The 12,237-nt window shown below is 32.6% G+C and carries 13 protein-coding genes; 2 read left to right on the plus strand and 11 right to left on the minus strand.

The window, feature by feature from the left end:
* Window positions 1-60: 60 nt before the first annotated feature.
* The 6 genes from OF897_RS17685 to OF897_RS17710 form a co-directional block, all read right to left on the minus strand.
* A complete protein-coding gene (locus tag OF897_RS17685; RefSeq protein ID WP_267267001.1) occupies window positions 61-903 on the minus strand; it encodes an energy transducer TonB in 843 nt (280 codons plus the stop codon).
* 42 nt (window positions 904-945) lie between these two features.
* Complete coding sequence (locus OF897_RS17690; RefSeq protein ID WP_267267002.1) at window positions 946-1,488, minus strand: ExbD/TolR family protein; 543 nt, start codon at window positions 1,486-1,488, stop codon at window positions 946-948.
* Between the two features lie 9 nt (window positions 1,489-1,497).
* The gene (locus OF897_RS17695) at window positions 1,498-2,106 is read right to left on the minus strand and encodes an ExbD/TolR family protein (protein ID WP_267267003.1); all 609 of its coding nucleotides are present in this window, start codon (window positions 2,104-2,106) and stop codon (window positions 1,498-1,500) included.
* 60 nt (window positions 2,107-2,166) lie between these two features.
* The gene (locus tag OF897_RS17700) at window positions 2,167-3,030 is read right to left on the minus strand and encodes a MotA/TolQ/ExbB proton channel family protein (RefSeq protein ID WP_267267004.1); all 864 of its coding nucleotides are present in this window, start codon (window positions 3,028-3,030) and stop codon (window positions 2,167-2,169) included.
* A 238-nt stretch (window positions 3,031-3,268) separates the two neighbouring features.
* Window positions 3,269-6,259, minus strand: coding sequence for a leucine--tRNA ligase (locus tag OF897_RS17705; RefSeq protein ID WP_267267005.1), 2,991 nt, complete (start codon window positions 6,257-6,259; stop codon window positions 3,269-3,271).
* 181 nt (window positions 6,260-6,440) lie between these two features.
* Window positions 6,441-6,908, minus strand: coding sequence for a lipocalin family protein (locus OF897_RS17710; protein ID WP_267267006.1), 468 nt, complete (start codon window positions 6,906-6,908; stop codon window positions 6,441-6,443).
* Between the two features lie 144 nt (window positions 6,909-7,052).
* Here OF897_RS17710 and OF897_RS17715 point away from each other — a divergent pair, with 144 nt between their 5' ends.
* Window positions 7,053-7,805 carry a glycosyltransferase family 2 protein gene (locus tag OF897_RS17715; protein ID WP_267267007.1) on the plus strand — a complete coding sequence of 251 codons (753 nt, stop codon included), beginning with the start codon at window positions 7,053-7,055 and terminating at the stop codon, window positions 7,803-7,805.
* Entirely contained in the window at window positions 7,805-8,431 is a 627-nt protein-coding gene (locus OF897_RS17720) for a deoxyuridine 5'-triphosphate nucleotidohydrolase (protein ID WP_267267008.1), read from the plus strand. Before OF897_RS17715 ends, OF897_RS17720 begins: the two co-directional genes overlap by 1 nt.
* Here OF897_RS17720 and OF897_RS17725 read toward each other — a convergent pair.
* The 5 genes from OF897_RS17725 to OF897_RS17745 form a co-directional block, all read right to left on the minus strand.
* A complete protein-coding gene (locus tag OF897_RS17725) occupies window positions 8,423-9,661 on the minus strand; it encodes a 3-deoxy-D-manno-octulosonic acid transferase (protein WP_267267009.1) in 1,239 nt (412 codons plus the stop codon). The two genes, OF897_RS17720 and OF897_RS17725, sit on opposite strands and share 9 nt — an antisense overlap.
* Window positions 9,661-10,176 (minus strand): hypothetical protein, encoded by a 516-nt coding sequence (locus tag OF897_RS17730; RefSeq protein WP_267267010.1) that lies wholly within the window; start codon window positions 10,174-10,176, stop codon window positions 9,661-9,663. Before OF897_RS17730 ends, OF897_RS17725 begins: the two co-directional genes overlap by 1 nt.
* Window positions 10,177-10,202: 26 nt before the next feature.
* Window positions 10,203-10,670, minus strand: a complete 468-nt coding sequence (locus OF897_RS17735) for a DUF1648 domain-containing protein (RefSeq protein WP_267267011.1) — start codon at window positions 10,668-10,670, stop codon at window positions 10,203-10,205.
* Between the two features lie 6 nt (window positions 10,671-10,676).
* The gene (locus OF897_RS17740; RefSeq protein WP_267267012.1) at window positions 10,677-11,393 is read right to left on the minus strand and encodes a C40 family peptidase; all 717 of its coding nucleotides are present in this window, start codon (window positions 11,391-11,393) and stop codon (window positions 10,677-10,679) included.
* Window positions 11,394-11,480: 87 nt separating this feature from the next.
* Window positions 11,481-12,128 carry an O-methyltransferase gene (locus OF897_RS17745; protein WP_267267013.1) on the minus strand — a complete coding sequence of 216 codons (648 nt, stop codon included), beginning with the start codon at window positions 12,126-12,128 and terminating at the stop codon, window positions 11,481-11,483.
* Between the last annotated feature and the right edge of the window lie 109 nt (window positions 12,129-12,237).

The raw sequence follows: 12,237 nt of genomic DNA on the forward strand, positions 1-12,237 counted from the left end.
TAAAAAAAATAAAAAGAGAAGCATAAGCTTCTCTTTTTTAATTATTATTTAAAATAAATATTACCCTTCAAAATTCATTGAAACTGGGAATCTAAAACGTAAACGTACAGATTGTCCATTGATTTTTCCAGGAGTCCACTTATTTTTAATAGACTTGATCGTTCTAACAGCTTCTGCATTAAAATCAGAATTTTTCCCATTAGCTTTTATATCAGTAATTGATCCATCTCTTTCAACTACAAAAGTAATTTCAGATTTAACAGCACCTTCATCACCGTTCATCGCAGATCCATCAAAACTATTTTGGAATTTATTTCTAAAGGCATTAATACCTCCAGGGAATTCCGCATTTTGTTCTACTTCGTTATAAATCTGTGTATCACTCACTTGAGGTTTTACTTCAGCTGTTGAAGCTTTAGTACCTGTAGATGGTGGCGGTGGCGGTGGCGTATATGCCGGAGCTACAACACCTTTTTGATTTTCCAAACCTGTAGTAGTTTTCAATTGCTCAGAAATTGGAGGTGGAGGAGTCTCTACTTTTGGAGCTTTCACCGGTTCCGGAACTACGTTTTGGATAATCTCAATTTTTTCCTCTTCCACTGGTGGTGGAGGAGGTGGTGGTTCTTCTTCTTTTGGCTGCTCAATAATTGGATCCTCTTCAATGATTTCCATCAATTCAGAGTTTACTTCTTTTGGCGCCTCTGCATTCATATTCTTAATCGTCATATAAATGAAAGGAGACAAAGCAGTCACCAAGAATAATCCTGTACCAATAATAAAAGACTTTGTCAGTAATCTAGGATACTGATGTCTAATATCGTAAGCACCGTATTCTTTATTTCTATTTTCAAATACAATCTCGTCTAAAGTAAGATTTTGACCGTAAATATTTTCATCTGCCATTGTATTGCAAATTTAAATGTTAAATTACTTTGCAGTAACTTGTTAGTTACCTACTTTCTTGTCGTAGATAGCTTTTTCATAAGGCTTAAGGTCGGTTACACCGTATCTCTCACTTTTTGTAATTGCCATCTCATCAAGAATATCTACAAAGTTTTTATATACCGCATCGTCAGTAGGCTTAATAATCACTGTAAACAGATCTTTCTTTTTAGCTCTTGCTTTTGCTTGCTTAATAACTTCTCTAATACCTGCTCTATCTGAAGAAGTTTCGTTCAACGTCTGATCATTAAGACCCGCAGGATCTTGCTGATGCCAAAATATCTTATTATCTTTTCCTAATAACAGGGTTATTGAATTAGATAAATCAATTTCGTTTGGTGGTGGTTGTGGTTTTGTAGGATCCGGTTTTGCAGGCAATCCCAAATCCATCACATTCGGTTTACTAAAAGTTGATGTAAACATAAAGAACATCAATAGTAAGAAATTAAGGTCAACCATAGGAGTCATATCGACTCTGGGGTTGTTTTTCTTGGATCGAACCTTGCCGCCTTTGGCACTCTTATCCTGTACTTGTACTTCTGCCATTTCTTCTTATTATTCGTTAGGTTTACCTTCTTGTGACGTAATCAACCAAAATTTAAGAAAATTAATATCTCTTAAACCCTCAAATAAACTTTTCACTTTAGGATATTCTGTTGTAACATCACCCTTGATTGCCAATTTGTAATCAGGTTTAACGCTTAAACTTTGTTCTACCCAGTCTATTAATTGTTTATTTGTACTATCCATCGGAATCCCAGTAGGACTCTTATAACTTTTTTGCTCATCTTCTGGCAAATCCAAATAGCTTTTCAATTGGCTCATAGGAACACCAATAGATTGTACTTTTTGGAAAGATGCTTTTTGATTATTGTCAAAAGTAACATTGTACTTTTTACCCATTTTTTCTAAAAGCTCTAATCTCTCTGTTGCATTTTCTACTGGCTGGAAATAAAATTTTCCGTCCGGAGTAGCATTAATAGTCATTAAACTTGCATCAGGAAGTAACTTCTCTGAGATTGAAGATGGCGGTTTGATCTGCTCCACGTCAGGTTTTTTGAACTGAGTGGTCATAATAAAGAACGTAAGTAGTAGGAACGTAACGTCGCACATTGCGGTCATATCCGTAACTACACCATGTCTTTTTGGTTTTATTCTCGCCATTATTAATTATCTAATTATTAAAACTTCTTTTTTTGTGTAAAAACACAGGTTCACTATTTCTTAGTGAAATTCTGCAAAAGACTGCTGAATGCTCATAGCGATCTCATCGATCTTATAAGTCAATCCGTCAATTTTAGAAGTAAAGAAGTTGTAAAGGATAATTGCTACTGCAGAAGTACCAATACCTAATGCCGTGTTGATCAAGGCTTCAGAAATACCGATTGATAACGCAGCTGCATCCGGAGTACCACCTCCAGCTCCTAAAGCGAAGAATGCTCTAATCATACCGATTACCGTTCCCAATAGTGCTACTAATGTTGCAACAGTACCTAAAGTAGAAAGAATCATCATGTTTTTCTCTAACATTGGCATCTCAAGAGTTGTAGCCTCTTCGATAGCTTTGTTTAGAGCAACCATTTTCTGCTCTTTATTAAGAGTAGTATCGTGAGCTAAAGCTTTGTAAGTTGTAAGACCTTCTTTTACAACATTCCCTACAGAACCTTGTTGTCTGTCACACTCTTCTAAAGCTTCATCAACTTTATTGCTATTTAATAAACTTCTTACTTTTACTACGAAGTTATCTACGTTACCTGCACCTGAAGCTTTGCTCAAAACAAAATATCTTTCAAATGAGAAAACGATTACAGTAATCATGAATGTTACCAATAAAGGTACAATAATACCTCCCATGTAGATCATTCCCAAAAATCCTTCAGGATGCATCTCTTTACCTTCTACATCAGAAAATGCTACTGACGCACCTGCCAATCTTGGATCAGCTTTAAAGTTACCCGGGCTACCCAATACGAATAACCAAATACAAATCCCTATAACCAATAGAATAGGAATAATTACAGCTGGATTAAGACCTCCTGCTTTTCTAGCAACTACTTGCTCATCACTTTTTGAAACATTCATTTCCATATTTAACTAAATTATATTGTTTTAAAATTTTAAAGTTGTAAAATAAAGGCAAAATTAATTAAAATGCAATAGTATCAAATAACATTTTGCCTTTTTTTGATAACGATAATTTGATAAGATTCCGATATCGTAATTATTTTTAAATATTTTATTAATTTTTATCATTTTGAGAAAATACGTTAGAAAATCAAAAATATAAATACCCTAAAATTTTGATTTTACCAATGTTAAATTTCTTTTAAATAACAATATTAACGATTTTTTTTGGCACAACGATGATTTTTTTAGGGGTTTTACCCTCCAAGAGAGCTCCCATTTTTTCATTTTGAAGCACTAAATCTTCAACCTCTTTAGCAGATAATGTTGCAGCAAGGGCAATTTTAAATTTCATCTTCCCGTTAATGCTTACAGGATATTCAATTTCATCTTCAATTAAATATTCTTCATTCAAAATTGGGAACTTTTCAAACTCAATTGAAGAATTATTTCCCAGCAAATTCCATACCTCTTCACAAATATGTGGTGCATAAGGGGAAATTATAACGGCTAAAGGTTCTAAAATATTGCGCTTGTTACACTTTAATTTCTGTAATTCGTTTACAGCGATCATAAATGAAGATACAGAAGTATTGAAAGAGAAGTTTTCGATATCGTAAACAACCTTCTTTATTAAGGTATGCAAAACTTTATATTCAGCTTTCGTCGGTTCTTCGTCCGAAACTTTAAATTGATCTTCGTTGAAATATAAATTCCAGAATTTTTTCAGGAAACCATAAACTCCACTTAATCCTTGCGTGTTCCAAGGCTTGGATTGTTCCAATGGACCTAAGAACATTTCGTACAATCTTAAACCGTCTGCTCCGTATTCATTACAGATATCATCCGGGTTTACAACATTGTATTTAGACTTAGACATTTTTTCAACTTCACGATCAACAATATATTTACCATTTTCTGTAATTATAATAGCATCTGCAAAATCTTTATTATAAAGTCCATCATTTCTAAATGCGTCAATATCAAGTTCGTCTGTTGTACCTTTTAACAAAGAAATATTTATATGAAATCTTTGAGGAGAAAAACCACTAAACTTTTCAATTTCAATTCCTATTTGTTCTTGAATTTGTTTAGTAACTTCTTTCTCATCTTTTTGACCAATAACAAAAACTTCTTTTACTTCTTTTCCATCTGGATTTTCCCAAAAACTAAGATATTTTGAAGGAATTACTAAATTCAATCTTTTCTTTTCAAGAGTTTTATCTTTTAGTTCATAATATTTCGGATCAAGAAAAATTCTATTACCCAAAGCACTCATTCCCAAAATCATCCCCTGATTGATCAACTTTTGGAAAGGCTCATCATTATTAATATATCCTCTGTCTTTTAAGAACATATTCCAGAAACGGGAATATAATAAATGACCGGTTGCGTGTTCGCTTCCACCGATATATAAATCAACTTGTCCCCAATAATCTGATAATTCTTTATTAGTAAAAAGCTCATCATTATTCGGATCCATATATCTAAGGAAGTACCATGAACTTCCCGCCCAACCCGGCATTGTAGATAATTCTAATGGGAAAACAGTTTTATCATCAATTAAATCTGTCGCAACCACTTTTTGATTTGCTTCGTCCCAAGCAAAAGTTTTAGAGTTTCCTAATGGTGGATCTCCATCTTCTGTCGGTAAATATTTTTCAACTTCAGGAAGTTCCAAAGGCAATGCAGAAGTCGGCAATGTATAAGGCATTCCATCCTTATAATATATAGGAACTGGTTCTCCCCAATATCTTTGTCTTGAGAAAATCGCATCACGTTGTCTGTAATTGGTAGTTCCGTGACCAATTCCTTTGTTTTCTATTTCAGAAATTATTTTTGATTTTGCATCATTATAATTTAAGCCATTTAAAAAGTCTGAGTTTACACAAACAGAATCTTTAGAATCAAAAGATTTTTCCTGAATGTCTTCTTCTGTTTCTACAACTTTTTTAATTTCAAGATTAAATTTCTTTGCAAATCTGTGATCGCGCTCATCATGTGCAGGAACAGCCATTACAGCACCCGTTCCGTAACCCATCAAAACATAATCTGAAATATAAATCGGCATTTTTTCTCCACTGAACGGATTGACCGCATAACTTCCAGTGAAAGCACCCGAAACGTTTTTCACGTCTGCCATTCTATCACGCTCAGTTTTCTTTGAAGTTTCTTCAATATAAGAATCTACCTCAGCTTTTTGTTCAGCCGTAGTAATTGTTTCTACTAAAGGATTTTCCGGAGCCAATACCATAAAAGTCGCTCCGAAAATTGTATCAGGTCTTGTTGTGAAAACCTCAACGATTTCATCATGACCTTCAACATTAAATCTAACTTGCGCACCTTGAGATTTTCCGATCCAGTATTCCTGAGAATCTTTCAAGGGTTGTGGCCAGTCTAAAGTTTTTAATCCTTGTAATAATCTTTCAGAGTAAGCAGAAATTCTCATGCTCCACTGCATCATTTTCTTTTGGAAAACAGGGAAACCTCCTCTTTCGGATTTTCCGTCTTTTACTTCGTCGTTTGCCAATACTGTTCCTAATGCAGGACACCAGTTTACAGTTGTTTCCGCTCTGTACGCTAAACGGTAATTTAATAAAATATCTTCTTTATCAATTTCAGAAGCAGATTTCCATTCTTCTGCAGTGAAATTTAATTCGTCATTTTGATTGGCATTTAATCCTTCTGTTCCTTTTTCTTCAAAATGCTTAATCAAAGTCGAAATCGATTCTGCCTTGTCTGTATCTTTATTATACCAAGAGTGGAACAATTCAATAAAAATCCACTGTGTCCATTTATAATAAGAAGCGTCAGAAGTTCTCACTTCCCTACTCCAGTCAAATGAAAAACCAATTTTTCTTAATTGCTCTTCATATCTCGTAATGTTTTGTTCAGTTGTAATCGCAGGATGTTGCCCTGTCTGAATAGCATACTGTTCAGCAGGAAGTCCGAAACTATCGTAACCAACCGGGTGGAGAACATTGAAACCTTGGTGTCTTTTATATCTCGCATAAATGTCGGACGCAATATATCCAAGAGGATGACCTACGTGAAGTCCTGCTCCGGATGGATACGGAAACATATCGAGAACATAAAATTTAGGTTTGTCTGTGTTATTGGAAGTTTTGTAAGTTTGGTTGTCTTCCCAATATTTCTGCCACTTTTTTTCTATCTGCTGATGATCGTAAAACACTTTATTTATAGATATTAGATGTTAGATATTAGATATTAGATTTTTAAATCCTAATCCTAATTTTCACAAAAATAATGAATTTAAAAGAAATGGAAATTGATTTTGAATTAAATCTAATCTATTATTTAAACAAAAAATCTCACCTTACGATGAGATTGTATATTTTGGTAAATAACTTTTGTTATTGAGCAATTCTTTTGAATGTATACGTTGTAGACTTATAAACTGTAGGATCTGTAGTATCTTCAATTTTAAGATTTAAAGTTTGAGCATCCAATAAAGTCACTTTTCCTTTATCTGAAACAACAGTTCCTTGGTATTTGATCTCAAAATTCTTTTCTGAAGCACTATAAATATAAGAAAAATTACGCTGAGAAATTGTAGAACAAGTTGGAGTTGTACCCGCCAAATCTTTATTGGTTCTTTGCCCAGACATATTTTCATTAAACACCCATCTTGATTCTTTTTGACAATCTGTGTAAACAATTTCATCAGAAACACCTGCTCCACTAGCTGGAACCGACGTTCTTACTTCTTTGGTTGGTGACCACGTTCCAACAAGAGGAAACACCTGCTCCGGCGTATCGTCGTCATTACATCCTGTAAAAGCTAATAATGATAATCCTGCAATAAATGCTAATTTCTTCATAGATCAAATTTTTCAAGGCTTAAAATTATGACTTTTTTTAAAATTTCAATCATTTTTTTTGAATTTTGAACTATAATTTACATTTTCTTAAAAATTCACTGACATTACTCTATTATCAAACCCTTATATTTGTAAAAAAAACACATGCCAGAAGTTTCAATCATTACGCCCTGTTACAATTCTTCTCCTTTTTTGGAAGAAACAATAAGCTCGGTAATGAATCAAACTTTTACCGATTGGGAATGGATCATTACAGACGATCAATCGACCGACAATTCTGTTGAAATCATTCAAAAACATCAAGATTCCAGAATAAAACTGATTATTGCAGAAAAAAACGGTGGTGCAGGTCATGCAAGAAATCTTTCTTTAGAAGAAGCTAACGGAAGATTTATCACTTTTTTGGATGCCGATGATTTTTGGGAGCCCAATTTCATTGAAGAAATGGTAAACTTCATGAAGAAAGAAAATGCCGAAATTGCTTACTCAAATTATGCAAGATGTGATGAAAATTTAATTCCGAAAATTGAAGATTTTAAAGCTGACAAAGAAGTTACTTTTAATAATTTATTGAAAACCTGCAGACTTTCCCTTCTTTCTTCCATGTACGATTCTAAAAGAGTTGGAAAGGAGTTTTTCCCAGAAGGAAGTAAAAGAGAAGATCACGTCATGTGGTTGAATTTATTAAAAAAAATTCCCGTAGGAAAACCGCTTCCCAAAACGATGGCAAAATACAGAATGCGGGAAAACAGCATTTCAAGAAAGAAACAAAACATTGTGAAAGATCAATATCTTGTCTATAAAGATTTCATGGGATTTTCGACTTTAAAATCCTTATATTATACAACAAACTGGGCATTGAACGGATTTATGAAGTATTCGAAAATATTTAATTAATGGAGTATTCTAAAGAATTTAAAGCAGCATTAAGTCAGCTTTCAACGGTTGAAAAAGACCGATTGATTTTCAGATTATTGAGAAAAGATGAAATTTTATCTAAAAAATTATATTTCGAATTAATCGATGAAGAAACCGTTGATCAAAAGCGTGATGCAATGGAAGATTTGATTAAAGAAAAAGTAGAATATGCTTCAAAATACATCAGTAATCAAAAATATTTTATTGTACTTATCCGTAAAATAAGTGCACAAATCACAGAGCACGTAAAAGTAACCAGCGATAAATTTGGCGACATCAGTTTGAACCTTTTATTAATCAATGAAATTCTTGAAAGTAACGATAAACTCAGCAGACAAAGATTCAATGATGTTTACAAACTTTACCTTTATATCATTAATAAAATAGTGAAAGCCTTAACTTTAACTAAAAAAATAGACGAAGATTATTGGATGGAAATTGATGAATATCTTTCAGTTAGCCATGAAAGAGTTACAGGCAACATTTATCTTGAAAAACTTTTCATCAACAACGGAATCGATTTTAATTGGTTTAATACAGATAGAATCCCAGATCATTTTGATTTAATTATAAAAGATATTAAGAATCAAGGATTTCTAAAGTGATAAAATCTTTTCAATAATTAGTTTTGATGAATCGGGTTGTTGAGCAACAAATTTCTCTGCATTTTCAGACATCACTTCTAATTGTTTTTTATCTGTAATTAAGTTTAAAACAAATTTAACTGCCGAATTTTCATCTTCAAAAGACTTTCCTCCTTTAGCCGAAATCAAGTTATCCGCTTCAGGATTTTTCTTGTACTGATTTCCAAAAACTACAGGAACACCGAAAGTTGCCGCTTCTAAAATATTATGAAGTCCCGCATCATGGAAACCTCCTCCAACTATTGCAATATCTGCGTAAAAATAAAGTCTGGAAAGAAGTCCGATACTATCAATAATTAGAATTTGAGAGTTTGAGAGTTCAGAAACTTGAGAGTTTTTCAATTCGCTGTACAATAAAGCTTCAGGAAAAATTTCTTTTAAATTCCCTACTCTTTTTAAATCGTGTGGAGCGATTATTATTTTTAAATCAGAATTATTTTCTGAAATAATTTTAGCGATTTTTTCTTCAGATTGCCATGAACTTCCAAGGACAATTGTTTTTTTACTTCCAATAAATTCTTCAACAAAATCAACATGATTATTTCGAAGCTTCAAGTGTTTCACCCTATCAAATCGCGTATCTCCGGTTACCGAAGAATTTAGTAGACCAATACTTTTAGCCAAAACGTAGGAATGCTGAGTCTGATGAAAAAACCAAGTTATATTTTCTTTTAATTGTTTCACAAACCACTTACCATAACTCGTAAAGAAAGACTGACTTTCATAAAACAAAGCAGAGATCACAAAAGTTTTTACATTCCTATTTTTAAGTTCAGCCAAAAGATTGTACCAATAATCATATTTTACAGTAAAAAACAATTCGCAGTCAAACTGAGAAACAAATTCTTTAACTGTATTTTTTTCATCAAAAGGAAGATAACAAACTGCATCTGCAATATGTTTTTTCTTGACTACATTTTCGTAACCCGAAGGCGAAAAAAAAGTAATCAGAATTTTATGAGAAGGGAAATTTTCTTTTAATTTTTCTAAAACAGGAAGCCCTTGTTCGTATTCTCCAAGACTTGCAGCATGCATCCACAAAACTTTATCAGATTTTGAAAATGAAGATTTTACAATATCTAAAGAATTTTTTCTTCCTTCAACGCCTTTTTTAGTTTTATCATTAAACAACGACAAAACTTTCATTCCGAAAATGAGAAGATATATAAATATGGAATATAAAAAAGCCATTAACTCTTCATTAAACCTCTAAAGAATTGAATTCCTCCAAAAATTACGGCTCCGTAAGCAATAAAACCTCCTTTTCCGCTTGCTACAGAAACGAGTGTAACAGCAAGACCACCAACAAACCAAATTCCACCATAGAGAACGTCTTTATTAGCATCTTTCTTTTCCATAGCCTGTCTTTGAAACATTTGGTCACGTCTCAATTTTTCAAGCTTGTGACTTTCTTCATTTGAAATCTCAGAATAGGTAGGTAAAGAATTATAATACTCCTGATAATTTGCAACATTTTTACTTTCAAACAATTCGGTTTCAAGTTGCGAAATAGGTTTTCCTTGCGCATCTGAAAACGCTGTAATTAATTTTTCGATTTCTTCATTAATTTGAATTCCTCTTCTTTTAATTTCAGAATAAGCAAGAATTACGGTTTCTTCCGTGTAATATTGCCAACTCACCAAAATCTCCGAAAGCTGGAAACCTTTTGAACTTGAAATTTGAGCTAATGTTTTCGTGGTTTTCATGTTTAGTTTAAAAAAATATATAGTTTTTATTTATAAATATATGCGGTAATAATCGCAGCCATTACACTTACAAAAATAATGGGAATGAACAATAGGATGTGAACTCTAGCTTTTGAATCAGGGTTAAAGCTATATCTAAAAATATAATCCTGAAGATTTAAAAATAGAAGCAAAACCAAGAGCAGAAGCCATTTCATCACAAGAGTCATAATGAAATATTGAATTTCATAATTAGCTTTCGTAAGTTCTATCGGGAAATTTCCATTTTCAGGATTTTGAGTAATGAAAAAGAAGACTACAAAGAAAATACTTGATAAAATTGGAAGTAAGAAAGCAAATTTTTTCTTACCAAAATGATCAGGTTTTCCTTCAAAATCAAAGTGAGTCGGAATTTTCTCAGGAAGTTTTTTATACGTTCTAAATGTATAGCTCCATAAAAACAGAACCAATAACAAATTCAGAATATCTAAAATTATTAAAACTGTACTTCCCATAAAGATTTAAAGAACGCTTTTAATGACTCTTAATTTATGAGTGTGTTTGTTTAATTCTTTATTGAAAATTCCACTGGAATCCAATGTATCAATTCTTACTTTTCCTGAAGCATGAATGATTTTTTGGTTTTCAAGCATAATTCCGACGTGGATAATCTTTCCTTCAGAATTTTCAAAATATGCCAAATCTCCCGGCTGGCTTTCTTCAACAAAACTTAAAGCTTCACCAACTTCCGCCTGTTGATAAGTATCTCTAGGCATTTTTATATTATGAATTTTGTAAACCAACTGTACAAAACCTGAGCAGTCAACCGCAAAAAAACTTTTCCCACCCCACAAATAAGGAATGTTCAGGAATTCTTTTGCCGTTAAAGCAATACTTTCACGTAAATCATGACTTCTTCTTGACGCAACAGCAGGAAATTCTACCTCAGAACCCATTGAAAGCAATGTTTTTCCGTCAAGCGTCATTACCGAAGAAAAATCTTCCGTAATTAAAGTTACTTTTCTGTTAGCAAGATATTCTTCTGTGACAGGTTTGATTTGTTTGGTATCCATCCAACCTTCATAGCCATCATAGTGCATTTTAATTTTCGTCCAGTTTTTATTGACTTCCAAAATGTCTGCACTTTCACCGTACAAAATTTCGGTCACAATTTCTGCTCTGTCCGAATTTTCAGCACGAACAGGCGCAACAGTCACGATACAAATTCCTTTATTCATTGTATTAATTTGGAGATTAAGAAATTTAGGAATTAAGAAAATCAATGCTTTCTAATGTCTAAATCTCTGAATTCTTTAATTTTTTAATTACTTTCTGCGAAGAAAGTTTACTCCATCTCGCAAAGGTAAAATAAGATTTTCAAAATCTTCATCTTTTGCCGCCAAATCATTAAGTTCCTTAATAATCTGCGTAGATTTTTGTTTAGGATTTTCTTCTAAAACTTTCCCGTACCAGAGCACATTATCAAACAAAACAATAGAGCCTGATTTTGTTTTTGGTTTAATTAATCTGAAATATTCAGCGTAATTTTCTTTATCAGCATCAATAAAAACAAGATCAAAAAACTCATCCGTATTTCTTAAAAACTCTTTTGCATCCTGAATTTTAAAATCAATCTGACTTGAATATTCACTTTCAGAGAAATATTTTCTTGGTAAATAAGCTAAATCTTCATTCACATCAAGCGTCGTAATTTTCCCTTCCGAAGATAAACCTTCCGCAAGACAAAGCGTTGCATATCCTGTAAAAGTTCCTATTTCCAAAACATTTTTAGGATTTAGCATCTTAGAAATAATCGTTAAAAGTCTTCCTTGCTGATAACCGGAAATCATGTGTGGCTGAGTAGTTTTCTGAAAAGTTTCCCGTCTCAATTTTTTAAGAATATCAGGCTCTGATGAGGCATGATTTTCTAAATACCTATCCATTTCAGAATTTTTTTCTTCAAAAAAGCTCATTATTTTTTTTATTTGTTCAAATTTAATTAAAATAAATCGGTGTGTTTAAGGAAAATTAAAACTCCGATAAAAAAAATACCGTAAAAACACGGATTGCCAAAATCACCAT

Origin of the sequence: Chryseobacterium formosum, assembly GCF_026460885.1 — a bacterium.
GTDB classification, from domain to species: Bacteria; Bacteroidota; Bacteroidia; order Flavobacteriales; family Weeksellaceae; genus Chryseobacterium; species Chryseobacterium formosus.

Bases quoted from the DNA above. Each gene is read 5' to 3' on its own strand.
- OF897_RS17685 (WP_267267001.1), bottom strand. From the start codon at position 903: ATGGCAGATGAAAATATTTACGGTCAAAATCTTACTTTAGACGAGATT.
- OF897_RS17690 (WP_267267002.1), bottom strand. From the start codon at position 1,488: ATGGCAGAAGTACAAGTACAGGATAAGAGTGCCAAAGGCGGCAAGGTT.
- OF897_RS17695 (WP_267267003.1), bottom strand. From the start codon at position 2,106: ATGGCGAGAATAAAACCAAAAAGACATGGTGTAGTTACGGATATGACC.
- OF897_RS17700 (WP_267267004.1), bottom strand. From the start codon at position 3,030: ATGGAAATGAATGTTTCAAAAAGTGATGAGCAAGTAGTTGCTAGAAAA.
- OF897_RS17710 (WP_267267006.1), bottom strand. From the start codon at position 6,908: ATGAAGAAATTAGCATTTATTGCAGGATTATCATTATTAGCTTTTACA.
- OF897_RS17715 (WP_267267007.1), top strand. From the start codon at position 7,053: ATGCCAGAAGTTTCAATCATTACGCCCTGTTACAATTCTTCTCCTTTT.
- OF897_RS17720 (WP_267267008.1), top strand. From the start codon at position 7,805: ATGGAGTATTCTAAAGAATTTAAAGCAGCATTAAGTCAGCTTTCAACG.
- OF897_RS17725 (WP_267267009.1), bottom strand. From the start codon at position 9,661: ATGGCTTTTTTATATTCCATATTTATATATCTTCTCATTTTCGGAATG.
- OF897_RS17730 (WP_267267010.1), bottom strand. From the start codon at position 10,176: ATGAAAACCACGAAAACATTAGCTCAAATTTCAAGTTCAAAAGGTTTC.
- OF897_RS17735 (WP_267267011.1), bottom strand. From the start codon at position 10,670: ATGGGAAGTACAGTTTTAATAATTTTAGATATTCTGAATTTGTTATTG.
- OF897_RS17740 (WP_267267012.1), bottom strand. From the start codon at position 11,393: ATGAATAAAGGAATTTGTATCGTGACTGTTGCGCCTGTTCGTGCTGAA.
- OF897_RS17745 (WP_267267013.1), bottom strand. From the start codon at position 12,128: ATGAGCTTTTTTGAAGAAAAAAATTCTGAAATGGATAGGTATTTAGAA.